At 73.1% G+C, this 23,519-nt stretch carries 22 protein-coding genes; 8 read left to right on the top strand and 14 right to left on the bottom strand.

What is annotated here, in order from left to right:
* The first annotated feature begins 37 nt into the window (after positions 1-37).
* Positions 38-1,009, top strand: coding sequence for a prolyl aminopeptidase (pip, locus tag LX83_RS27970; RefSeq protein ID WP_253776697.1), 972 nt, complete (start codon positions 38-40; stop codon positions 1,007-1,009).
* On the opposite strand, the gene LX83_RS27965 is transcribed toward pip, so the two are convergent.
* Together LX83_RS27965 and LX83_RS27960 are read right to left on the bottom strand one after the other, a co-directional pair.
* Positions 996-2,003, bottom strand: coding sequence for an alpha/beta hydrolase (locus tag LX83_RS27965; RefSeq protein ID WP_253776695.1), 1,008 nt, complete (start codon positions 2,001-2,003; stop codon positions 996-998). The two genes, pip and LX83_RS27965, sit on opposite strands and share 14 nt — an antisense overlap.
* A gap of 209 nt (positions 2,004-2,212) precedes the next feature.
* Positions 2,213-2,629: a nuclear transport factor 2 family protein gene (locus LX83_RS27960; protein ID WP_253776693.1), complete on the bottom strand. Its 417-nt coding sequence runs from the start codon at positions 2,627-2,629 to the stop codon at positions 2,213-2,215.
* Between the two features lie 113 nt (positions 2,630-2,742).
* Here LX83_RS27960 and LX83_RS27955 point away from each other — a divergent pair, with 113 nt between their 5' ends.
* Both LX83_RS27955 and LX83_RS27950 read left to right on the top strand, forming a co-directional pair.
* Positions 2,743-3,303, top strand: coding sequence for a TetR/AcrR family transcriptional regulator (locus LX83_RS27955; RefSeq protein WP_253776691.1), 561 nt, complete (start codon positions 2,743-2,745; stop codon positions 3,301-3,303).
* A gap of 109 nt (positions 3,304-3,412) precedes the next feature.
* Positions 3,413-4,492, top strand: coding sequence for a hypothetical protein (locus LX83_RS27950; protein ID WP_253776689.1), 1,080 nt, complete (start codon positions 3,413-3,415; stop codon positions 4,490-4,492).
* A 30-nt stretch (positions 4,493-4,522) separates the two neighbouring features.
* Here LX83_RS27950 and LX83_RS27945 read toward each other — a convergent pair whose 3' ends face one another.
* On the bottom strand, positions 4,523-4,939 hold the full coding sequence (locus LX83_RS27945; protein WP_253776687.1) for an S-adenosylmethionine decarboxylase family protein: 417 nt from the start codon (positions 4,937-4,939) through the stop codon (positions 4,523-4,525).
* A 373-nt stretch (positions 4,940-5,312) separates the two neighbouring features.
* On the opposite strand from LX83_RS27945, the gene LX83_RS27940 reads away from it, so the two are divergent.
* Positions 5,313-5,504 (top strand): DUF3073 domain-containing protein, encoded by a 192-nt coding sequence (locus LX83_RS27940; protein ID WP_253776685.1) that lies wholly within the window; start codon positions 5,313-5,315, stop codon positions 5,502-5,504.
* A 143-nt stretch (positions 5,505-5,647) separates the two neighbouring features.
* On the opposite strand, the gene LX83_RS27935 is transcribed toward LX83_RS27940, so the two are convergent.
* From LX83_RS27935 to LX83_RS27915, 5 genes are all read right to left on the bottom strand, one after another.
* Positions 5,648-6,226, bottom strand: a complete 579-nt coding sequence (locus tag LX83_RS27935; protein WP_253776683.1) for a DUF1963 domain-containing protein — start codon at positions 6,224-6,226, stop codon at positions 5,648-5,650.
* A gap of 71 nt (positions 6,227-6,297) precedes the next feature.
* Positions 6,298-7,152: a dienelactone hydrolase family protein gene (locus tag LX83_RS27930; RefSeq protein WP_253776681.1), complete on the bottom strand. Its 855-nt coding sequence runs from the start codon at positions 7,150-7,152 to the stop codon at positions 6,298-6,300.
* 186 nt (positions 7,153-7,338) lie between these two features.
* Entirely contained in the window at positions 7,339-8,379 is a 1,041-nt protein-coding gene (locus LX83_RS27925) for a sensor histidine kinase (RefSeq protein WP_253776679.1), read from the bottom strand.
* A 41-nt stretch (positions 8,380-8,420) separates the two neighbouring features.
* Positions 8,421-9,080 carry a response regulator transcription factor gene (locus LX83_RS27920; protein ID WP_253776677.1) on the bottom strand — a complete coding sequence of 220 codons (660 nt, stop codon included), beginning with the start codon at positions 9,078-9,080 and terminating at the stop codon, positions 8,421-8,423.
* A 955-nt stretch (positions 9,081-10,035) separates the two neighbouring features.
* Positions 10,036-10,233, bottom strand: a complete 198-nt coding sequence (locus LX83_RS27915; protein WP_253776675.1) for a hypothetical protein — start codon at positions 10,231-10,233, stop codon at positions 10,036-10,038.
* A 355-nt stretch (positions 10,234-10,588) separates the two neighbouring features.
* Between LX83_RS27915 and LX83_RS27910 the strand changes: the two genes are divergently transcribed.
* Entirely contained in the window at positions 10,589-11,794 is a 1,206-nt protein-coding gene (locus LX83_RS27910) for a helix-turn-helix domain-containing protein (RefSeq protein ID WP_253776673.1), read from the top strand.
* Positions 11,795-11,889: 95 nt separating this feature from the next.
* Here the strand turns inward: LX83_RS27910 and LX83_RS27905 are convergent, their stop codons facing one another.
* The 6 genes from LX83_RS27905 to LX83_RS27880 all read right to left on the bottom strand — a co-directional run bounded on the left by LX83_RS27905 (position 11,890) and on the right by LX83_RS27880 (position 18,931).
* Positions 11,890-13,683: an IucA/IucC family protein gene (locus tag LX83_RS27905; protein WP_253776671.1), complete on the bottom strand. Its 1,794-nt coding sequence runs from the start codon at positions 13,681-13,683 to the stop codon at positions 11,890-11,892.
* Positions 13,684-13,872: 189 nt separating this feature from the next.
* Complete coding sequence (locus LX83_RS27900) at positions 13,873-14,142, bottom strand: acyl carrier protein (protein WP_253776669.1); 270 nt, start codon at positions 14,140-14,142, stop codon at positions 13,873-13,875.
* Complete coding sequence (locus tag LX83_RS27895) at positions 14,132-15,226, bottom strand: hypothetical protein (RefSeq protein ID WP_253776667.1); 1,095 nt, start codon at positions 15,224-15,226, stop codon at positions 14,132-14,134. Before LX83_RS27895 ends, LX83_RS27900 begins: the two co-directional genes overlap by 11 nt.
* Positions 15,223-17,016 carry a GNAT family N-acetyltransferase gene (locus tag LX83_RS27890; protein WP_253776665.1) on the bottom strand — a complete coding sequence of 598 codons (1,794 nt, stop codon included), beginning with the start codon at positions 17,014-17,016 and terminating at the stop codon, positions 15,223-15,225. The genes LX83_RS27895 and LX83_RS27890 overlap by 4 nt, the downstream gene beginning before the upstream one ends.
* 309 nt (positions 17,017-17,325) lie before the next feature.
* Positions 17,326-17,907 (bottom strand): GNAT family N-acetyltransferase, encoded by a 582-nt coding sequence (locus LX83_RS27885; RefSeq protein ID WP_253776663.1) that lies wholly within the window; start codon positions 17,905-17,907, stop codon positions 17,326-17,328.
* A gap of 4 nt (positions 17,908-17,911) precedes the next feature.
* Entirely contained in the window at positions 17,912-18,931 is a 1,020-nt protein-coding gene (locus LX83_RS27880) for a BtrH N-terminal domain-containing protein (RefSeq protein WP_253776661.1), read from the bottom strand.
* A 152-nt stretch (positions 18,932-19,083) separates the two neighbouring features.
* On the opposite strand from LX83_RS27880, the gene LX83_RS27875 reads away from it, so the two are divergent.
* The 3 genes from LX83_RS27875 to LX83_RS27865 are packed head-to-tail and all read left to right on the top strand — an operon-like array spanning position 19,084 to position 23,365.
* Positions 19,084-20,472: a diaminobutyrate--2-oxoglutarate transaminase family protein gene (locus tag LX83_RS27875; RefSeq protein WP_253776659.1), complete on the top strand. Its 1,389-nt coding sequence runs from the start codon at positions 19,084-19,086 to the stop codon at positions 20,470-20,472.
* A complete protein-coding gene (locus LX83_RS27870; RefSeq protein ID WP_253776657.1) occupies positions 20,469-22,070 on the top strand; it encodes a pyridoxal phosphate-dependent decarboxylase family protein in 1,602 nt (533 codons plus the stop codon). Before LX83_RS27875 ends, LX83_RS27870 begins: the two co-directional genes overlap by 4 nt.
* Positions 22,067-23,365, top strand: coding sequence for a lysine N(6)-hydroxylase/L-ornithine N(5)-oxygenase family protein (locus LX83_RS27865; protein WP_253776655.1), 1,299 nt, complete (start codon positions 22,067-22,069; stop codon positions 23,363-23,365). Before LX83_RS27870 ends, LX83_RS27865 begins: the two co-directional genes overlap by 4 nt.
* The last annotated feature ends 154 nt before the right edge of the window (positions 23,366-23,519 follow it).

Here is a 23,519-nt window from a genome sequence, read left to right as displayed (position 1 = left end):
TATAACGGCCTTGATCGCTTCTGGGGAGAGGAACGACATGACCGACGAGTTGTATCCGCTGGTCGAACCGCACGAGCAGGGCATGCTCGACGTGGGTGACGGCAACCAGGTGTACTGGGAGATCCGGGGCAACCCGGCCGGCAGGCCCCTCGTGGTGGTGCACGGCGGGCCCGGGACGGCCGGCTGGGGTTCCGCCCAGCGCTACTGCGACCCGGACCGCTACCGGGTCATCGTGTTCCACCAGCGCGGCGCCGGCCTGAGCACCCCGCACGCCAGCGATCCCGCCACCGACATGCGGCACAACACCACCGAGCACCTGCTCGCCGACATGGAGCGGCTGCGCGAGCACCTCGGCGTCGAGCGCTGGGTGCTGCTCGGCGGCTCGTGGGGCTCCACGCTCAGCCTCGCCTACGCCGAGCGGCACCCGGACCGGGTGAGCGCGATCGTGCTCACCGCCGTGACCACCACCCGGCGCTCCGAGATCGACTGGCTCTACCGGGGCGTCGGCCGGTTCCACCCGCAGGCGTGGGAGCGGTTCCGGGACGGGGTTCCCGAGGCCGAGCGCGACGGCGACCTGACCGCCGCGTACGCGCGCCTGCTGGAGAGCCCCGACCCGGCGATCCGCGCCAAGGCCGTGCGGGACTGGGCCGCGTGGGAGGACGCGGTCATGTCACTGGAACCCAACGGCCATCCGAACAGCTTCAGCCAGGGCCGCTCAGCCGACGAGCTGACCGCGCTGGTGCGCATCTGCGCGCACTACTTCTCGCACGGTGCCTGGCTGGAGGAAGGCGTGCTGCTGCGCGAGGCCCACCGGCTCAACGGCATCCCCGGCGCGCTGTTCCACGGCCGGTTCGACCTGGGTGGGCCGCTGGACACCGCGTGGGCGCTGACCCGGGTGTGGACCGACGCGGAACTGGTCGTGGTGGACGACTCCGGGCACATGGGCAGCCCCACCATGCGCGCGGGCATGCGCGCCGCCCTCGACCGGTTCGCGGTCACCGCCCGCTGAGCGGAGGCACCCCCTCGTGGTGCAGTGCGGTGCGCAGGGTGTGCACGGCCTGGGTGATCGCCGCCTGGGCCGCGTGGGTCTCGCGCAGCGCGTTGAGCATCACGAAGTCGTGGATGACGCCCTGGTAGCGCACGGCGGTGACGGGCACCCCGGCCGCGCGCAGCTTGGCCGCGTACGCCTCGCCCTCGTCGCGCAGCACGTCGGCCTCGGCCGTGATGACCAGCGCCGGCGGCAGCCCGGTGAGCTGGTCCGCGCTAGCCTCCAGCGGGGCCGCGGTGACCTCGGTGCGCTGCGCGGTGTCGGGCGCGTACTGGTCCCAGAACCAGGCCATGACGTCGCGGCGCAGGAAGTAGCCCTCGGCGAACTGGTGGTAGGACGGGGTGTCCAGGCTGGCCGAGGTGACCGGGTAGAACAGCACCTGCTGCACGAAGGAGACATCGCCCCGCTGCTTGGCCAGCAGGGTCAGCGCCGCGGTCATGTTGCCGCCGACCGAGTCGCCGGCCACCGCCACCCGGGCGGGGTCGAGGTTCTTCTCCGCGCCGTGGTTGACCACCCACTGGGCCACCGCGTAGTTCTGCTCGACGGCCACCGGGTAGCGGGCCTCCGGGGACAGCGCGTACTCGGGGAAGACCACGGCGGCCTCGCTGCCCACGGCCAGCTCGCGCACCAGCCGGTCGTGCGTGTGCGCGTTGCCGAACACCCAGCCGGCGCCGTGGATGTAGAGGATCACCGGCAGCACGCCGACCGAGCCGGCCGGCCGGACGATGCGGACCCGGACCTCACCGGTGGGGCCGCCGGACACGGTGATCCACTCGTCGTCGACCTCGGGCTTGGCGATCTCGCCGGACTGCACCTGGTCGACCACCTCGCGCCCCTGGACCGGACCGAGGTCGGACAGGTACGGCGGGTTGGCGTTGGCGTCGGCGAACGCCTGGGCGGCGGGCTCCAGCACCGGCCGGCCCGTGCCGGCCGAGGGGCTTGTGCTCGTGGACATGGTGTTGCTTCTCCGTTCCTGTCGGTCCGCTCCGGTCACGTCCGTCGAGTTCGGACGGTAGGTGGCCGGCGCGGGAAGCGCTGACCTCGGCACCCCGCGTGCGGGTGAGGCCGGGGGCAGCACGTCATGGGGCGCGGTGGGCGGTGCGCGGCGCGCGATGCGGCGGGCGGCCGGCACCGGGCGGTGCGGCGGCCGGCACCGGGCAGTGGTCAGCGCGCGATGCGGCGGTCCGAGGGACTGATCGGCACGTCGTTGATGCTCGCGTAGCGGCGGCGCATCAGCCCGTTGTCGGCGAACTCCCACTGCTCGTTGCCGTAGCTGCGCCACCACTGACCGTCCCGGTCGCGCGACTCGTACTCGAAGCGCACCGAGATGCGGTTGCCCGCCCAGGCCCAGAGTTCCTTGCGCAGCCGGTAGTCGAGTTCGCGCGCCCACTTCTCCCGGAGGAACGCGCGGATCTCGTCCCGGCCGTGCAGGAACCGGTCGCGGTTGCGCCACTCGCAGTCCTCGGTGTAGGCGAGCGCCACCACATCGGGGTCGCGGGTGTTCCACGCGTCCTCGGCGGCCCGCACCTTGCGCCGGGCGGTCTCCTCGGTGAACGGCGGCAGCGGTGGTCGTTCGGTCATGACCTGCTCCTCTCCCGGGAGATCCCGTGGTGGAGACGCGTTGGAGAACGTTCGTTCTCCGCTCGGGTCAGTACTATAGGAAAACGATGGTTCTCCACGCAAGAGGGGTTGCCGTGGACGCTCAGACAGCTGAGACCCGGGTGTTGGCCGCTGCTTACGAACTGTTCTACGAACGCGGTGTGCAGGCCGTGGGCATGGACGAGATCCGCGCCACCTCCGGCGTCTCGCTCAAGCGCCTGTACAAGCTGTTCCCGGCCAAGGAGCGCCTGGTCGAGTCCTACCTGCGGCAGCGGGACGAGCGGCTGCGCGAGTCGATGACCCGGTACGTCGAGGCGCACGAGTCCCCCGAGCGGCGCCTGCTGGCCGTGTTCGACTGGCTGCACGAGTGGTTCAGCGAACCCGACTTCCGGGGCTGCGCCTTCATCAACATGTTCGGTGAGCTGGGCAGCACCTCGCCGGTGGTCATCGACGCCACCCGCGCGCACAAGGAGGCGGTCCGGCAGTACCTGACCGAACTGGTGGCCGCCGCCGACCAACCCGCCTGGCTGACCGACCAGCTCGCCCTGCTCGTGGAGGGCGCCATCACCACGGCGGCCATCTTCGGCACCGCGGAGCCGGCCAGGCAGGCCCGCGCGGCCGCCGCCCGGCTGCTCACCACCACGCGCAACGACTGAGCCGCGTTGCGCCGAACAGCCGTTACCCCGCGGGTCTCCGCTCGCTGATGCTGGACAACGCCAACCGCACGGGTTGGACCACGACCAGCGCCGAACGGAGCACCAGCCGATGTCGACCGCCCACACCGCGGACCCCGTCCCCACCAGCCACCGAGCCCGCCGAAGACGCGCCACCAGCCTCGGCCTCGTCCTGACCGCGGCCGGTGCCCTGCTCGCCACCGCGCCGGCCCAGGCCGCGGCCGCGGACCTGACCGTGGCCGAACTCCCGCTGCTGCCGGGCACCACCGGCAGCTTCGCCTCGGCGATCAACGACACCGGCACCGTGGTCGGCCACTCGGGCGGGCTGCCCACCCGGTGGGCCCCCGACGGCACCGCCACGGCCCTGGCCACCCTGCCCGGTCAGACCAGGGGTGGGGCCACCGCGATCAACAACAGCGGGGTGGCGGTCGGCACGGCAACGCTCGACGACGGGACCAGCCGCCCGGTGCGCTGGGCGGCCGACGGCACGCTCAGCGAACTCACCACCCCGCCCGACGTGGCGATCACCTCAGTCCTGGGGATCAACGACAGCGGCACGGCCGTGGGCATGATCGTGCTCAACGACACCTACGAGATCCACGCGGCCCGGTGGAACACCGACGGCACCGTCACCGACCTGGGCACCCTGCCCGGTGGCACCTACAGCCAGGCCAGGGCGATCAACGACAGCGGCACGGTCGTCGGCTTCGCCGAGGACGCCGGCGGGGTGATCCGGGCGGTGCGGTGGACCCCGAGCGGCACCATCGAGCGGCTGGCCACCCCGGGCACCGAGACCAGCCAGGCGTGGGGCATCAACGACAGCGGCAGCATCGTCGGGTTCACCGGCACCAGCCGGGAACAGGCCCTGCGCTGGGACAGCGGCGGCGCGGTCAGCGTGCTGGCCATCCCCGCCGACGCCCAGTCCGGCCGCGCCAGGGACATCAACGACAACGGCCAGATCACCGGCTCGTACTACAACTACAGGTTCGGCACCCTGCCCAGCTGGTGGGAGGCCGACGGCACGTTCGCCGCGCTGGAGAACCCGTCGGGCTACTGCTGCATGGCCCGGCCCTGGGCGATCAACAACAGCGGCGTGATCGTGGGCAACCTGACCGTCACCGGCAGCAGCGGGGAACGCGGGGTCCGGTGGACCCCGGTCGTGCCGGACTGACCGGCGGGCGGGCGCGCGCCGGCCAGCGGGTCAGTGGACGGCGCGCAGCAGCCGGGAGACGTTGATCCGGGTGGGCGCGAGGCCCGCCTCGATCTTCTGCATCATCTGCTCGCCGTTGAGCCGGCCGTAGGCGAGCAGGTCGACGTTGGCCAGGCTGAACTCCGGCCAGGTGTGGATGCTCAGGTGCGACGCGGACAGCAGCAGGATCGCGGTCACCGCGCCGTTGGGGAACACGTGCGAGGACTCACCGAGGACCGTGGCGTTGCCGGCCTCGGCCGCGGCGCGCAGCAGGTCGAGCAGGCGCCGCTCGTCGGTGAGGATGCTGGCGTCGCCGACCCAGACGTCAACCGCGTACGAGCACAGGTCGTCCACGTTGATCTGCTTCTGCTCCGGGGTGGCGGCGGTGCCGGACGCGCCGGAGCCTGCGGTGTCGGGGCCTGTTGTCATGAGCGGTCGGGGCTGCGGCGTCCCGCGGACGTCCGTGTCCCCTTCTCCTTTCACACCAAGAAGGATTTTCGCGCGATTCGCCGAGGGAGGTTCCGGATTCGTCGAGGAGCTTCCGGGGCTGGCACGACCGCCACATCGGACGATGGCCCAGTTTGTCGGCCCACGCACAACGGTTGGCAGTTTACCAGCGGTTCTGGGTGGACAGCGGGGGCTGACGGCACGGGCACCCCGGCCGGTTGTGGGTTCGGGCATGTCCAGGCCGGATCGCGGTGGCACTTTGCCAACTGGTGCTAGCATGGCCAGCAGAGAGTCATGGGACGAGCGGTGCCGCCACAGGACTGGCCGCACCGCTCCTGTTTGTAGGGGACAAGCCATGGGGCGCGGCCGAGCGAAAGCCAAGCAGGCGAAGGTGGCCCGAGAGCTGAAGTACTCCTCTCCTGCAACGGACTTCGAAGCGCTGCAGCGTGAGCTGTCAGGCGGCTCGACGTCTGTGAACGACCACAACGGCTACCACGACGATCAGGACGACGACTACGACGACGGTTTCGCCAGGATGTCCCGCTAGGCATCCTGCCGTCCGAAGTGGACCGCTGGTTGGTGGTGCACACCGATGCACCCGTGTCGCCACCAACCAGTGTTGTCGTTCTCCGCTTCCACTCCTCACCCGGGTTGCCTGGTTGCGCGCCCGTGGTCACTCCGCGTCGCGGCTCACTCACCCCGGTGCACCCGCACCCGGCTGAAGTCGCCGGCGCGCAGCGCCTCGGCTGAGATCAGGTAGTACAGCTGCCCTCCGTCACCCCACTCGAACTCGTCGTCACTGGTGAGTTGGCGCAGCAGCACCTCGCCCGCCCTGGTGAGGTGCCCCGCGGGCGCAGGTGTCTCGACCGCGTGCTCCGGCCGCGCCGCGATGACCCGCCAGGAGCGCGGGTCGGTGAACGGGTTGACGCCGTCGTACTGCTCGTGATCCAGGTAGGGCTGGATGTGGAAGAAGTTGAGCAGGCCGGGACTGGCGGGGAGTTCCGCGCCGAGCCAGCACGCCAGGGCGTCCACGTCCAGCACCGCGAGCAGGCTGAGCGGAATGCCGTCGACCTCCGGCCAGCGCGTGCCCGGTTCGAGCAGTGCCGCCCCACCCAGGCGGCACCGGCCGGTGCCCTGTTCTCCGGCGTCGGCCGGGACGATCAGGTGACCGCGTCGGGCCAACGCCGCCATGTTGCGGCCACCGTGCTGCCCCAGCACCTCGGCGCAATGTCGTTCGATCTCGGCCACCAGGTCCGTGGCATCGTTCACGCCGGCGATTCCATCATGCGCCGCTGACACTCCTGGCTGGCTCAGGCTGGCGGTGGCCAGCTCAGCTCGGCTCAGCTCCGCGGTTGCGGCTCGTGGTCGGTCGCCTGCGGTGAGTCCGGCTCCGGGGTGAGGCGCTCCCGGAGGAACCGCACGACCCGCTCGCGCGCGAGCAGGGCCGGGTGGCCGGGCTCGTCACGCAGCTCCCGGGTGAGCACGGAGTGGGCGTCCTTGCCGAAGCCACCGCTGTTGCCCGGGGCCGAGTCCAACTCGATCACCTCGAACGCGTCGCCGAGCCGGGCCCGCAGCGTGGCGAAGCGCTCCGGGGGCACGAAGCCGTCCTCGGTGAACCGCAGGCCGAGCACGCACAGGCCGGCGCTGGTTATTCGCGCCGCCACCCGGTCCAGCTCCGCTGTGGACACCCCGGGGTCGCGGCGCCGGGCGGCACCCAGCGGCAGCGGCACGGACGGCTGGCTGAGCACGGGTGCGAGCACCGCCTCGTCAGCGGCCGCGGCCAGGGCGAACCCGCCGGTGAAGCACATGCCGATGACGCCGACGCCACGGCCGGGCGTGCGCTCGTTGAGGTCGCGGGCCAGCGCGCGCAGGTAGTCGGTGAACGGGCGATGCGCGTTGAGCGCGAACGCGCGGAACTCGGCGGACACGCACAGCCTGGCGATCACGCTGGTGCGGTAGCCGCTGGTCTCCGGCTTGCCCGGCACGCCGAACGGTGAGGGCACCACCACGGTGAACCCGCTGTCCACCAGGTGCTCGGCCAACCCGAGCACCTCGGGGGTGATCCCGGGGACCTCCGGGACCAGCACCACCCCGGGGCCCGCGCCCTTCTCGTAGCAGTCGTGGGTGTACCCGGCCGCGCTGAACGCCGCCCGGCGCCACCCGGTGAGCTGCCCTGTCGGCGCTGCTGTGGCCACGTGCGTCTCCTCAAGTCGAACCCGTGCGGACCGTGCTCGCCGGACCGGGCCCCCGCCCGCACCCCGCCACTGCCAAGGAACGCCCCGCCGCTACCGGATCTTCCACCGTCACCCATGTCATCAGTCAAACATGTGTTCGAAGCATCCGGCAGTCACACGATCCGGTGATCCCGGCCAGGGCACCGGTCAGGAGGTCCTCGGCTGGTGCGGCCGGTCCAGCACCGGCAGCTCGACCACCACGGACAGGCCACCGTCGATGCCCGGTTCGGCGGTCACCGTGCCACCGTGCGCGGTGGCGATGGAACGCACGATGGACAGGCCCAGCCCGGCGCCGCCACTGGCGGCGGTGCGGTCCCTGGTCAACCGGCGGAACGGCTCGAACAGCGCGGGCACGGCCTCGGCCGGTACCCGCTCGCCGGTGTTGCGCACCACCAGCCGGCCGGACTCGACCAGCACCCGGACCGCGCCGTCCGGCTGGTTGTAGGTGATCGCGTTGCGCACCAGGTTGACGATCAGCCGCTCCAGCAGCACCGGGTCACCGGGCACGGTCATCTCGCTGCCCTCGCGCTCCAGCGTCACCTGGTGCTGTGCGGCCAGTTCGGCGTGCGTCTCCAGCACGGACACCACCAGCTCGTCCAACCGCACCGGCACGTGTCCGGTGAGCCCCCGGTCGCTCTCGGCGAGCGCCAGCAGCCCCTCGATCAGCCGCTCGTTGCGCTCGTTGGCCAGCAGCAGTTGGCCACCCAGCCGGTGGAGTTCCTTGTCCTTGCTGGCTTCCAGCGCCAGTTCCACCAGCATCCGCTGCACCGCCAGTGGCGTGCGCAGCTCGTGCGAGGCGTTGGCGGCGAACCGGCGCTGGCCGTCGAACCCGGCCGCCAGCCGGTCCAGCACGTCGTCGATGGTGTCGGCGAGCCGCTTGAGCGGGTCCGCGGCCGACCCGGGCTGACGCAGCCGCTGCCCCAGGTTGTGCGGGCCGAACTGGGCCACCGCGGCGGTGACCGCCGACAGCGGACGTATCGTCCAGCGCACCACCGCCCACCACAGCCAGCCGAGCAGCGCGGTGACGGCGACGTACACGACCAGCGTGACCACCGGGGACGCCACCAGTTCGAACCCGAACAGCGGCCAGGACGGCCGGACGCCGGTGGTGAAGACGCTGCGCGCGGCGGTGACCGGACTGGTGCTCAGCCAGAGCGCGACAACGGCGGTGGTGGTCAGGCAGGCCACGGCGATCCGGCCGTGCAGCGACAGCCGCCAGCGCCGGCCGCTCAGACCTCGAACCGGTAGCCGGCGCCGGGGACGGTCGTGATCAGTGGCGGCTCGCCCAGCTTCCGACGCAGCGTCATCACCGCCACCCGAACCGCGTTGGTGAACGGGTCCGCGTTCTCGTCCCATGCCTTCTCCAGAAGTTCCTCGGGACTGACCACCGTCCCGGCAGCGCGCATCAGCACGCTCAGCACGCCGAATTCCTTGGGCGACAACGCTAACAACTCACCGTCCCGGTAAACCCGGTGGGCGGGTTGGTCCAGCACGACCCCGGACAGCTCCAGCACCGGCGGCAGCGCCGGCATGGCCCGCCGCCCCAGTGCCTGCACCCGCGCGACCAGTTCGGCCAGGGCGAACGGCTTGGTCAGGTAGTCGTCGGCGCCCAGCCCCAGTCCGTCCACCCGGTCGCGGATGCTCACCGCCGCGGTGAGCATCAGCACCCTGGTCGCACCGCCACGGCGCACCACCTGCCGGCACACCTGATCGCCGTGCACCTCGGGCAGGTCGCGATCGAGCACCAGCACGTCGTAGGCGTTCACCGCGAGACGCTCCAACGCGGCAGCGCCGTCGTAGCACACGTCGACCGCCATGGCACGGCGACGCAGCGCCTCAGCGACGCCGTCGGCGAGTTGGAGTTCGTCCTCCACCACCAGGACCCGCATGGCCCGGATTATTCGACGATGCGGATACGGGTGGGATAAGCATCGTGCTCAGCTGCCGCGCAACCGCGAACCGGTACCACTTCCGGCGTCCTCCACCCGGATGCCGGCACCACGCCCGGGACTGGCCGTTGTCGCCGCGTTGACCGGTTTGGCCGGCTGTCACGTCCTGCTCCACCGCCCCGGCACAGGGCGACTTCGAGGTGTACCGAGCCGGGGCGCGGTTCGTCCTCGACGGCGGCGATCCCCACAACGGTCCGGTGTGGACGAACTCGTGCTTCGCCTGTCCGCCGTTGCCTCGGTGCTGCTCATCCCGTTGGCCTTGGTGTTGTCTCTTCCCGCTTCGACGAAGTCGTCGCACCGTGCTGGGAGCGCTACCGCCTCAGCCCGCTGCGCCACTGGGGTTCCGCGGTGTTCGACACGCACCGGATCGGCCAGTTCGACCACAGCGGCAGCCAGTCCCTGCGCGGCGTGCTGGCCGAGGCCGGACGCCTTCCCCCGGGCCTGCGGGCTCTCCTTGGCCAGTGCGCTGCCGGGTGGTGCCGGTGCTCACCGCGATCGGCATGCGGCCGGCGCGGCGGCACCTGGCTGGCCGTCATCGGTGGGGTGGTTTTCGCGGCGCGGGAGCGCAGTCCCCCGCCCACCCGGGGGCGACCCCAGGTTCAGCCTATCGACCACCACCAGCGAAACCCAGAGCCACGCCAGAGCCTGTGGACAACTCACCGCACCTGTGGACAACTCGTGGCATTCGGGTGACGCGCGCTGGTCGGGCCGGCCCGCGCGGGGTGCTCCGGACCAGCGCGGAAACGGTGGAACAGCACCGGACGAACCACATTCCCCGATTCCACCTCACCCGCCCGCCCGGCGAAAAGGCGACCGCAACTCGAACTGGCGGAAAATACACGCCACCTCCCCACCGGGGCCGAATTCCAGCACCGGTGGTGAAACCGAATTCCGGTCAGTGCGGGAAGAAACAGATCAGCCAGAGCACGAACAGCCACATGGCCAGTGCGGTGAACAGCAGCCAGGTCGGGTCGTCGTAGTCGCGTCGGGAACGCCACCACCGCCAGGCGTACCTGAGGAAGCGTGGGCGGGGAACACCGCCTCGGCCGGGGTGTCGGCGCTGGGCCCGGGCATGGTTGTGCGATTCGTCCACGCCAGGTCTGACGTACCAGGTCGGCACCGGTGATGCGGGCGCGGGGAACTTCCCCGTCCGGCGTGGAACCGACCGCGCACGACGCGCGGCGACCCGGCCAGGCACGGGCGGGCCGGCGCAGGGCGGGTCGGCGCTCAAAGCTTCCGAACAACTGGGCGCGCCATAACTGGACACGCCGTTGCAGTGACCGGCAAGCTGTTCTCCGGAGAACGCGGGAAAACCGGTCAGGCCGCACGGCGGATCCGCCAGAAACAGCGGCAGGACACCCGACCGCTATTGGATTTTCCGCCCGCGCGCTGCTCCTATCAGGCACAATTCAGCCAACCGCGGCCGAGGCCGTCGTAGCGTTGTGCGCATGGATTTCGAAATACTGGGCATCGGCCAGGACATTCGCCGGTTGCGCGAATGCCGGGGAATGACGCTGGACGCGTTGGCCGGGCACACCGGCCTCGGCAAGGGCTACCTGTCCAAGATCGAGAACGGGCTGGTCGTGGTGGACCGGTGGGCGACGCTGGCCAGGATCGCCTCGGCCCTCCGGGTGAGCACGGTCGAGTTGGGTGAACGCCAGTCGCTGGCCGACCGCGGCTGCCTGGACGCGCGGGCCGCGCTGCCGGAGATCCGGGCGGCACTGCTGGCCAGCAGCCTGGACGAGCCGGTCGCCAGCACCAGGCGGACCATCGACGAACTCGGCGAGGAGACCACCAAGGTGGCGGCCTGGCACCAGGACTGCCACTACGCCGAGGCCGGTCGGGCACTGCCCCGGCTGCTGACCGACCTGCACGCCATGGCGGCGGCGGGAGGCGCGGACCGGCCGCGCGCGCTGCACAGCACGGTGCAGGCCACCCAGACGGCCGCGCTGCTGGCCCTCCTGCTCGGCGCGGCTGATCTGGCCTGGCTCGCGGCGGACCGGGGCCACGAGGCGGCCCTGCGGCTGGATGACCCGCTGCTGATCGCCGCCGCCGAGTACGCCCGCACCCGGGTGCTGATCGGGCTGGGCGCGTTCGAGCACGCCGGCCTGCTGGCGCGGCGTGCGGTGGAACTGCTGCGGCCGAGGTGTGACAGTGAGGCGGCGGTCGAGGTCTACGGCACGTCCCTGCTCACCGTCGCGCTGTGCGCCGCGCTGCTGGGCACCGGCGACCCGGGCGAGCACCTGAGCGAGGCAGCCGCGACGGCCAGGCGAACAAGCGGCAGCAACGCCTACTTCCTGGCGTTCTCCCCGCTCAACGTCGAACTCTGGCGGGTGGGCGTTGCGCTGGAGGCGGGCGATCCCCTGCTGGCTGCCGAGGTGGCGGCGCGGGTGCGGCCGGCGGACATCCCGGTCCGGTCGCGGCGCAACGCCTTCCTGATCGACCAGGCCCGCGCCCTGCACGCGCTGCGCAACCGGGACAGCGACGTGGTCGACCTGCTGGTTCGGGCGGAGAAGCTGGCGCCGGTGCGCACCAGGCGCAGTGTCTGGGCACGCGAGATCGTGGCCGAGGTGTTGCAGCGCGCCCGGCGGGACGCGGGCGGGCCGGAACTGCACTCGCTGGCCGACCGGATGGGCCTGGGACGGGGTGGCTGAGTCGGCTCCCGCGCGTCGACGCGTGGTCGGGTGCCCGGATCGGGCGGATCAGGACGCGCCGCCGGGTGCGGTCCCGGCGGGCGCGGAGCCCGCGGTCACGGCTGGTGCAGCGGGTTGGCGACCCGGCCGTGCCTGGCGGCGTGCGGGCGCTCCGGCCGGTCCCGGTAGCCGTCGACCAGCAGCCGGTTGCGGTTCAGGCCGAACCGCTCCACGTCCGGGCCGAGCAGGTCGAACAGGGCGAACCGGTCGGCGAGTTCTGGGAAGCGCTGGTGGTAGCCGGTGATCTCGGCGCGCACCATGCCCCAGAACTCGGCCTCGGCCACGCCGAAGTAGCGCTGGAACAGCTCGGCCAGGTAGCGGAAGTGGCCGACGAACAGGGCGGTGACGATGTGGTGGCGCAGGATCTCCGGTGGTTCGCGCAGCAGCACCGCGTCGACCTCGGGCGGCATGGTGGCCAGTTCGGGGAACAGCCGCCGCCCCGGCGGTTCGGCGCACACGTTCACGTCGTCGACGAAGTCCTTGACGGCCAGCCGCGCCGGCATCTCGTGCTCGTCGAACACCAGGATCGCGTTCTCCCCGTGCGCCGAGAACGCCACGCCGTAGCGGTACAGGAAGTGCAGCAGCGGCGGCAGGATCGCGTGGAACACCCGGCCCAGCCAGGTTCGCGCGTCCACAGTGGAGCGTTTGATCAGCTCGGCCACGAACGGCCGGTCGGCGTGGTCCACGTGGAGCAGGCTGGCCAGGGTGCGGGCCCGCTCCCCGGGCACCAGCTTGGTGATCAGCGACTCGCGCCAGATCGCGCCGAGCAGTTCCCGGTACTGGTAGGGAACGCCGGGGATGTCCTCAAGCAGGCTGTGCCGCACGGTCACCGACGCGACCTCGCCGAGCAGCACCACGTCGGTCTCCTCGGCCAGGAACGGGTCGTTGGCGTGCAGGCCGAGCACCCACTCGGTCACGGCCGGGGCGGCCAGGGTGCGTTCGGTCGGCAGGCCCCGCCACACCAGGGTGTTGAAGATGGACAGCGGCAGCTTGACGTGCCGCCGGCTCGGAGTGTCCACATTGGAGAAGGTGCGGATGGACTGCTGCGGCAGGTGGCTGTCGCAGCCCTCGCCCAGCGGCACGATCCGGTTGGTGGCCACGTCCGAGGCGAAGGTGGTCACCACGACCTCGTCCCACTGCCACGGGTGCACGGGCAGCCACAGGTAGCGGGACGGGTCCAGCCCGCGCCGGCCGAGGCTGTTGGCGAAGCGCAGCCGGGTGGCGTCGTCGAGTTCCTCGCTGAGCAGCCGGCCGGCGGACAGCGCGGGCACGGCCCGGTACTCGGCGATGTCGGTGTGCGCGGCCAGCCACGGCAGCCGCAGCGGCGTACGGGCCTCGGGCGCGTACCGGGCGGCGTCCGAGGCGGAGAAGCCCACCCGGCCCTTGTTCGGCACCAGCCACGGGTGCCCGGTCTGGTGGCCCTCCAGGTCGGCGTAGGGCAGGTCGGCGAGGTCGGCCGAGCTGAGCGCGTCGCCCGCGAGCAGCCCGGCGTCCGCGACCAGGGTGGCGGACAGCTCCCGCACCAGGTGCCCGGCGGTGTCCCCGGCCAGCCCCAGGGTTTCCCTGGCGTCCAGCACGAACCGCAGCGGGTCGTTGGCGACCACGATCTGGTCGTCGAACACCCGGCGCACCGATCCCGGCTCCACGTGCCAGGTCTCGTAGGCTCCGCGCCGCGCCCGGAACACGTACGCGACCCCACTGGTCAGGGCCAGCCGGTACTCGCCGCGCCCGATCTCCTCCGGCGCCAGCAGCCCCTCGTGGGAGAACTCCGCGATCGCCTTGGCCAGCAACCGGATGCCGGCCCGGTGCCAGGTGGCTGCGGTGAGTGCGGGCGGCACGAACAGGGCCATCGAACCCCCAGGGAGGACGCGGACAGCGGAAGCGGGCGAGGGCCTTCTCCTCCGGTGCCCCAGCGACAACCCTCATCATGCAGAGGTGACCCAGTGGTGGTCAAGAGTCACCGACCGTGACAGCAGTCGGGCAGCCGCGACCAAACCGGGCGCGCCGGACAGCCCCGGTTCGGGGGTACCGCCCGGCGGTCAGACGCGCTCGGCCACGAAGTCGCGCAGGGTCGCGATGGACTGCAGGGAGTCCAGGTTCAGGTCCTCGTCGGCCACGTCCACCTGGTAGCGGTCGCGGATCGCGGTCAGCAGGGTCACGCCGGCCAGCGAGGACAGGCCGATCTCCGGGCCGAACAGCTCGGTGTCGGCGGGCAGCCGGTCGATGGCGGCCGGGTCCACCCGCACGGCCTCGGCCAGCAGCGCCCGGATCACCCGCTCGACGTCGGCGCGGGTCTGCTCATCCGACACTGGACGCGTCCTCCGGTTCCACCAGTTCCAGCCACGACGGGTACGCGGGCAGCGGCCGCGCCAGTGACCGGCTCAGCGTGACCGGGCCGGCCGCCGGGTCCACCGGGCCGTCGCTGTCCAGCACCCGCAGGCCGGCCTGGCGGAACAGCAGCCGCAGCTCCAGGTTGGCCGACGTGGCCCGCAGGTCCACCCGCAGTTCGGTGGCGCCGTCCGCCCTGGCGCGGTCCATCAGCCAGCGCAGGAAGCCCAGGGACACCCCGCGCCCGGCCACCCGGCAGGACAGCGCGAGCAGCCGCACCCACCACCGGTGCTGGTCCTGGTCCCGCTCGACCAGGGCGGCGCCGATCATCCCGTAGCCGCCGAACCGGTCGTCCAGCCAGGCGACCGGCAGCACGTGGCCGGCGTCGGCGACCAGTTCCCGCGCCCGGTCGGCGGACAGCGCCAGGCCGGAGGAGTTCAGCCGGTGCGTGCGCGTGGCCAGCTCCACGAACCGGTCCACCTCGGCCGGGCCGGCCGCGGCCAGCCGCAGCCGCATCCGGCAGGACCGGAGGAACTCCTCGCGCGAGCCGGTGAACTCGGCGCCGGCCTGCCGGCGCAGCGCCTCCTCCCGGTACCGGGCGACCCGCCGGGCCGCCTCGTCGGTCACCGGGCCCGACCCGAGCGCGTCGACCAGGTCCGGCACGGCCTCGGGCGCGAGCACCAGCACCTCGGGCAGCATGGCCGCGACCTCGGCCCGCTCGTAGGGGCTGTCGTCCACCAGCACCAGCGTGTTCACCCCGATGCCGAGGTCGGCGGCGATGCGGCGCAGTGACTCGCTCTTGTCCTGCCAGCCGACCTGCGGCACGAGGAACCGGTCGCCGAGCCGGGCGTCGGCGCGGACCCGGTCCAGCAGCGCCGGGTCGGTGCGGCTGGCGATGCTGCTCACCACGCCGCGCCGGGCCAGCGCGTCCACCGCGGCCAGCACCGCCGGCCGGGGGTCGGGCAGCGCGTCGGTGGCGGCCTCCACGGCGATGCCGTCCCACACGGTGTTGTCCAGGTCCCACACCACGCACTTGACCCGGTCGAAGCTGCCGCCGCCGCTCATCGGGCCTCCGGCAGCCGGTTCAGCCGCATGCTCAGGTGGGTGGCCTCGAAGCCGAACTTCCGGTAGAGCGCGCGCATGGGCACGTTGCCGACGTGCACCTTGCCCACCACCTCGGTGACGCCGTGCTCGGCGGCGAAGCCCAGGCCGGTGCTGATCAGCAGCTCGGCCACGGCGGTGCGGTCCGGGACGGGTGCCACGGCCAGCGACCGGAAGTTGGCGTAGCGCTCACCGGTCACCGCGTTCTGGTTGATGCTCATCCACATCCACCCCACGGCCGGCCCGCCCTCGGCCGGGCAGGCCACGTACATGCCGGCCCTGGACCTGGTCATGGCCTTGGCCAGCCGAGCCTCGTGCTTGGCCGGGTCGTCCACGGCGGCCTCGCCGAACGAGATCCGGGCGATCTCCGCCTCGAACTCGGCCAGCCTGGGCAGGTCGCGCTCGTCGGCCGCGCGGACCACGACGTCCTCGACGCCGGCCACCTCGGGCTGGCTGGCCGTCTCGGGTCGCGCCGGCTGCGCCGCTTGTGCCGCTGGTTGAGCTGGCTGTGCCGGTGGCGTCGCTGGTTGTGCCGCTGGCTGTGCTGGTGGTGCCGTCTCGGGGAGGAGCTGGCGGGGGCGGAACGGGCCGCCGCCGCAGTGGGGGCAGCCGGCCGCGCGCAGCGCCGCCACCGACTCCCACCGCGCGCCCAGCCCGACCGGCATCCGCTCGCCGCAGGCCACGCACTCGTACTCGCGCTGCCTGGTGCGCTTGTCCCTGGTGTACAGCGGGCCGTCGTAGCCGCTGGCGGGCAGCGCGGACGCGGTCGCCGAGGTGGTGAGCAGGTGCTGGAGGAAGCCGGTGCCGCCGAGGATGCCGCTGCCCCGGTACTCGTTGAAGTTGCGGATGAACCCGTTGGTGACCAGGCCCAGGTCCATGATCTCCCGCTGGACCTCCAGCAGCTCGTCCGGCCCCTTGGGGCCGAAGGAGAAGAACACGCTGTGCGCCGGGCCGGGCCGCAGCCCCTCCACCGCCCTGGACAGGAACAGCCGCGCGCCCTCGGGCGTGTACGGCGGGTCGGTCATGGCCGCGTCGAACTGACCGCGCAGCTGGTTCGGCAGCGGCTGGCGCAGGTCGTGCTGGACGGCCTCGACGCGCACGCCCAGCTCGCTGGACACGGCCACGATGTGGTCGAGGATGCGCTCGGAGATGTCCACCACGGCCAGCCGGTCCACCAGCGGGCTGCCCAACACGTCGCCCACCACCGCGATGGCCAGCGAGATCAGGTCGTCGTCGCCGACCAGCAGCAGCGACCCGCCGGGTAGCACCCCGGCCCGCAGCAGCGTCACCACCCGGCGGACCTTGGTCTCCGGCGTGCACAGCGACTGGTCCAGGGCCAGGTCCGCCTCGGGGCCGTCGGCCATGATCTGGGCCAGCCGGTCCACCGCCTGGTGCAGCCTGGGCGGGATGACCACCTCGTGGCCGGCGCAGCGCGGACAGGTGGCGTCCAGGTCGATCGGCGCGGCCATGCCCAGCTGGTCGGCCAGGGCCAGGCCGGCCGGGGTGAGCCGGGACGGGCGCTCCTCGCCGAGCAGGTCGCGGCGGCGCAGCTCGTTGGCCACGGCCGCGACGATCGGCACGGGCAGCCCGGTGTGCCGGCTGATCCCCCTGGTCGAGGTGGGCGCGAGCGCGCGCAGCGCCCGGACCACGGACCGGACTCCGGCCGGCCCCTCCTGCAGGCTGACGGCGGCGGCGACCTCGGCGAGGATGTCGTCTGGGGAGCGGAGCCGAGCGTCGGATCGGGGCCCGGTCACGGTCGAGTTCCGGAGGTAACCATGATTGCCACAGTATAACCGGCTGGTCAGGGCCTCGATCCTGGCGCGCCGCCGCCGCTGGGCGCGCTCGGCCGGGCCAGCCGGCGGGCCCTCCCGCCAACCGTCGGGTCCCCGTCCCACCGGTCGCGGCGCGGCCGCGGCCGGCTCGGCTCCGGGGCTCCCCCGGCCCCGGCCCGGTCGGCGCCCCAACCCGCACCCGGACCGCTGTCCGTCCACTTCGGAGGATCGGGTGCGCGGGCCGAGGGTGCCGGTCCACTGTGGAGCAGGCGGGCGGGCCCCGGCCGGGGCTCACGCCGTCGGCTCCCGCGCCCGCACCAGCAGCGCCGCGGTCTTCTCCGGGAAGCGCACCTCGCCGGCTGCGGTGAACCCGGCGGCGGTGAACGCCCGCACCGAGCGCGCGTTGCGGGTGTCCGGCTCGGCCACCACCCGCTGGCAGGCCGGATCAGCGGCGAACAGCGCGTCGGCCACCGCCCGCAGCAGCGCCGTGCCCAGGCCCCGGCCGGTGCGGTCGGGCTCGCCGATGGCCACGTGCACGCCGAGGTCGTGCGCGCCGTGCGGGTAGTGGCCGGCCAGCCGGTCCAGGGCCACCCGGTAGACCTCCAGGTAGGCCACGGGCTGGCCGCGCAGTTCGGCCAGGCAGGGCAGGGAGTGCTGGCCGCCGGCCTGCCTGGCCAGTTCCGCGCGCCACCGGTCCAGCGGCCAGTCCTGGTGCCAGAACTCGACCACGTGCGGCTGGTGCATCCAGCCGTGGATCAGTGCCAGGTCGGCGCCGTCGGGTTCGGCCGGCCGCACCGACCACGGCGGGTCCAGCCGGGGCAGCGGCGGCGGGGGCGGACCGGCGCCGCCCCGATCACCTCGACCGTGCCGCACCGCGTCACCCGGCCAGGGCGCGCCGGATCTCCCCGCACCAGAGCGCCTCCAGCGCGGCGATCTCCTCCAACTGGCCGGCGACCCCCAGCACGGCCGCGGTGCGCTTGCGGGGCAGTTGCACGTACAGGTAGCTGCCGGCCGTGCACCACCGCCGGGCCAGCCGCTCGGCGCGCTCGGCGCAGTCGTGCAGCCCCGGCCGGCCCAGTGCCTCGGCGGCGACGCGCAGGAACCGCGCGTTGAGCGCGCGTTGGCTGGCCACCGCGGTGCACCACGCCCTGGTCTCGGCAAGCCCCTCCGGGCTGAGCCCGGCCAGCGCGGGCGCGTCCACGCGCAGCGCGTCGGCGCACTCCCGCAGCAGGCTCCGGCCGGTCCGGGCCGTCCGCCTCGGGTCACCGGGCACCGCCGCACGGGTGTTGCGGTCCAGCGCCGCCGCGAGCTGCGCCGGTCGCGCGGCCAACGGCGTGGTGTCGGGTTCCGGCGGCTCCAGCACGCTGATCACGCAGTGCCGCCAGTCGGGTTCATCCCGGTGCGCGGCGAGTTCGTCCGAGCCCATGGCCGCGGTCAGCGTGTCGACCCGCACCGCGCCGGCGAACGGGTTCTCCCGGTGGCTGTCCACCACGGTGACCTCAGAACCGGCGTATCCGGTGAGCACGACGCGGTGCGCGTGGTGGGACATCCGGTGGTGCGCGCTGTGCGGCAGGTGGAAGGCGTCCACCGGAACGATCGCCGGCTGCCCGTTGTCCAGCAGCCGCCGGATGGTCGTCCACGCCCGCGCGCCGCTGGCGTGCCGCACGGCCGTGACACCGAGGCCGTACCAGAACCGCAGGGTGGCCTCGGGTGGGCGGCGGGTGATCCGCAGGCACGCCAACGGCCATTCGGCGGACACCGGTTGGACGAGGTGGTACCCCCAGTCGTCGCCGAGCACCGCGGGATCGCGGTCGGTGTGGGCCAACAGGGTTCCGTAGCTGGCGGTGATGTGGTCCAACGAGGTGAACTTGTCCGACCGCACGTCCCGATGGGTCATCCCACACTCCCGCCGGAAGAGTCGGATCTCGTTGCCTGGCCGGCTCGGAACTCATGCAAGCACACCGCGATCTCGGGTGTCCATACTCGAATCCAGGGTCCACTCTTCTTCTGGGCCGGGTTTTCCGGGCCGCCCCAACCCGTGGAGGTTCCATGGCCGTCGCCCCCCAGCTGCCCCGCCCCCGGTCCGACCACGGCGTCGGCGCCGATGTGCTGCGGCGGCAGGAGAATCGTGAGTCCTCGGCCCGCACCTACGCCCGGTCGCTGCCGATCGTGCCGGTGCGGGCGAGCGGCCTGGTGGTCGAGGGCGCGGACGGACGGTCCTATGTGGACTGCCTGGCCGGCGCGGGCACCCTGGCGCTCGGGCACAACCACCCGGTGGTGGTGGCGGCGATCCGGCGGGTGCTCGACGCGGGCGCGCCACTGCACGTGCTCGACATGGCCACGGTGGAGAAGGACGACTTCACCACCGCGCTGCTGGACACCATGCCCGGCGGCCCGGACGGCTGGCGGGTGCACTTCTGCGGCCCCACCGGCGCGGACGCCGTCGAGGCCGCGATCAAGCTCACCCGCACCGCCACCGGCCGGCACAACCTGTTCGCGTTCACCGGCGGCTACCACGGCATGACCGCCGGCGCCCTGGCCGCGACCGGCAACCTCGCGGTCAAGGCACCGCTGGGCGCCACCGCGCTGGAGGTGACCCGCCTGCCCTTCCCGTACGCCTACCGCTGCCCGTTCGGCATCGGCGGCGACATGGGCGCGGAGATCGCCGCCCGGTACGCGCGGCGGCTGCTCACCGACTCCCGCTCCGGCGTGCTGCCGCCGGCCGCGATGCTGCTGGAGCCGGTGCAGGGCGAGGGCGGGGTGGTGCCCGCGCCGGACGGCTGGCTGCGCCAGATGCGCGCGCTCACCGCCGAGCACGGCATCCCGCTGGTGGTGGACGAGGTGCAGACCGGGGTGGGCCGCACCGGCGCGTTCTGGGCGGTGCAGCACAGCGGCGTGCGACCGGACGTGCTGGTGGCTTCCAAGGCGATCGGCGGCAGCCTGCCGCTGGCCGTGCTCGTCTACCGGGAGGAACTGGACACCTGGGCGCCGGGCGCGCACACCGGCACGTTCCGGGGCAACCAGCTGGCCATGGCCGCGGGCGCGGCCACCCTGCGGTATGTCCGGGAGCACCGGCTGGACCTGCGCGCGGCCGCGGTGGGCGAGCGCATCGTGCGGGAACTGCGGCGGGTGCAGGCGGACCGGCCGTGCGTGGGCGAGGTGCGCGGCCGGGGCCTGATGATCGGGGTGGAGATCGTCCAGCCGGACGGCGAACCCGACGAGCTGGGTGCCCGACCCACCGCGCCGGCCCTGGCCGGTGCCGTCCGCGCGGAGTGCCTGGCCCGCGGCCTGCTGGTGGAACTGGGTGGGCGCGACGAGTCGGTGGTGCGGCTGCTGCCCCCGCTGATCATCACCGACGAGCAGGCCGACAGCGTGCTGTCCCGGTTGGCCGACGCCGTGGCCGCGGCCGAGCGCGCCCACCCGGGGGCGGCCCGGTGAGCGCGCCGGAGTGGGCCGACCCGGACCTGGACAACACGGACCTGGACAACACCGGCTTGGACAACACGGACTTGGGCAACACGGACTTGGACAACACCGGCTTGGGCAACGCGCCGGTGTGGTCCGGCGCCGCCCTCGCCGGTGGCCTCACCGGTCCCGCCGCCCTGGCACCGCTGCTGGACGTGGCCGTGCGCGCCCTGGCCGACGGCGCCCACCTGCGTGCCGGCCCGGTGCCGGCGGGCACACCGGCCGACGTGGCCGCCGCCGTGGCCACCGCCCTCGCCGGCAACGCCCTGCCCGAGACCGGCACCGACCCGGCCACCGCACTCGCCGGCCTGGCCACCGCGCTGTCCGCCGGCACCGCCGATCCGGCCGACCCGCACTGCGCCGGCCACCTGCACTGCCCACCGCTGGCCGTGGCCGTGGCCGCCGACGTGGTGGCCGCCGCCCTGAACCCGTCGCTGGACTCGTGGGACCAGGGGCCGTCCGCCACCGCGCTGGAGCCGTGGCTGATCCGCGCGCTGGCCGCCGCCGTGGGCTATCCGCCCGACCGCGCCGGGGGCGTGCTCACCTCGGGTGGCACCGAGTCCAACCTGATGGGGCTGCTGCTGGCCAGGGACCGGGCCGCGCCCCGGCTGACCGGCCGGCCCGCCGCCGCGCACGGGCTGGGCGTTGCCGCCGGCCGGCTGGTGGTGCTGTGCAGCGAGGTGGCGCACTTCTCGGTGCGGCGCAACGCCGCCCTGCTCGGCCTCGGCGAGGACGCGGTGATCGCGGTCCCGGTGGACGGCGCCCACCGGATGGACCCGGCCGCGCTGACCGACCGGTTGACCGCGGCCGTGGGCGACGGGCTGGTGCCGGCCGCCGTGGTGGCCACCGCCGGCACCACCGACTTCGGCAGCATCGACCCGTTGCCGGCGATCGCCGACGTGTGCACGCGCTACGGGGTGTGGTGCCACGTGGACGCCGCCTACGGTGGTGGCGCGGTGTTCTCCGACGCCCTGGCCGGCCTGCTCACCGGGCTGGACCGCGCCGACTCGATCGCCCTGGACCTGCACAAGCTGGGCTGGCAGCCGGTGCCCGCCGGGGTGTTCCTCACCGCGCGGGTGAAGTCGCTGGCCTCGCTGGAACGCCGGGTCGCCTACCTCAACCCGGCCGACGACGAGACCGCCGGCTACCCCAGCCTGCTCGGCCGGTCCCTGCGCACCACCAGGCGGGTGGACGCGTTCAAACTGGCCGTGACCTTCCGCGTGCTGGGCCGCCAGGGCCTCGGCCGGCTGGTCGACGCCTGCCACGCCCTGGCCCACCACGCGGCGGCCCGGGTCCGCGCGCACCCCAGGCTGTCCCTGGCCGCCGACCCGGTGCTCACCACCGCGGTGTTCCGCTGGCAGGACCCTGCCGTCCCCGACCTGGACCGGATCAACGCGGCGCTGCGCCGCCGGCTGTTGCGCGAGGGCCGGGCCGTGGTCGGCCGCACCGAGGTCAACGGCGCGGTGTGGTTGAAGCTGACCCTGCTCAACCCGCACGCCACCACCGCGGACGTGGACGCCCTGCTGGCCGCGGTGGTGCGCGCGGGCGACACCGAGGCGGCGACCCGATGACGCCGCCGGCCGAGTACGACCTGGTGGGCGTCGGCATCGGCCCGTTCAACCTGGGCCTGGCCGCGCTGGCCGAGCCACTGCCCGAGCTGACCACCCTGTTCCTGGACGCCCAGCCCACCTTCCGCTGGCACCCCGGGCTGCTGCTCGACGACGCCCGCCTGCAGGTCCCGTTCCTGGCCGACCTGGTGAGCCTGGTCGATCCGACCAGCCGCTGGTCGTTCCTGTCCTACCTGCGCGCGCACGACCGGCTGTTCCCGTTCTACTTCGCCGAACGCTTCCACATCCCGCGCCGCGAGTACGACCACTACTGCCGCTGGGTGGCCGAGTCCCTGCCGTCCTGCCGGTTCGGCGCCCACGTCACCGCGCTGCGCTGGTCCGGCGATCAGTTCACTGTGGACTACCAGACCGCCGCCGGACCGGTTTCCACCTCGGCCAGCAACGTGGTGCTCGGGGTGGGCACCGAGCCCGTGATCCCCGAACCGCTGGCCGGACTGGTCGGCGCGCACGTCTTCCACACCGCCCGGTACCTGGACCGCTTACCCGATCTGGCCGGGGCGAAGGACATCACCGTGATCGGCTCCGGCCAGTCCGGCGCCGAGGTGTTCCTCGACCTGCTGCGCCGCGCACCCGAGACCGGCTGGCGGGTGCGCTGGCTGACCCGCTCCCCCGCGTTCGCGCCGATGGAGTACTCCAAGCTCGGGCTGGAGCACTTCACCCCGGACTACACCCGCTACTTCCACGGCCTGCCGCCGGAGGTGCGCGACCGCCTGGTGCCCGCGCAGTGGCAGCTGTACAAGGGGATCAGCGCGGACACCCTCGCCGAGATCCACGACGTGCTGTACACCCGCGGCATCGGCGGTGCGCGCCCCGACGTGCTGCTGATGCCCAACGTCGCGGTGCGCGCGGCCGCCGCCGAGGCCGACGGCTACGCGCTGACCTGCCACCACACCCAGCAGGACCGCACCTTCACCGTGCACACCGACCGGGTGGTGCTGGCCACCGGCTACGCCGCCCGCCGCCCCGCCCTGCTCGACCCGCTGGTCGACCTGATCCAGTGGGACGAGCGCGGCCGCTACCGGGTGGACGCCAACTACCGGGTGGCCCTGTCCCCGGCCGTCACCGGAACCCTGTTCGTGCAGAACGCCGAACTGCACACGCACGGCGTTGGCGCCCCCGACCTGGGCCTGGGCGCGTGGCGCAGCGCCACCATCCTCAACACCCTCACCAACGGCCGCGCCTACCACCTACCCGACACCACCGCCCACACCCGGTTCGGCGTTCCCGACCACCCGTAGCCCCAGCCACCAGCAGGCCTGTCCCACCCAGGCGCCGATTCACCCACATGGCCCTGCTTGAAATGTCAACAGTGATGATGGGGTTTGGCGTCCTGGAGGATGTCACTGGTGGTCCTCCCGCCCGGTCTGACCAGAATGTCAACCGGCCCCCGCA

Source organism: Goodfellowiella coeruleoviolacea (assembly GCF_024171785.1).
GTDB lineage: Bacteria > Actinomycetota > Actinomycetes > Mycobacteriales > Pseudonocardiaceae > Goodfellowiella > Goodfellowiella coeruleoviolacea.
This window is presented reverse-complemented; position numbering and strand designations above follow the sequence as displayed.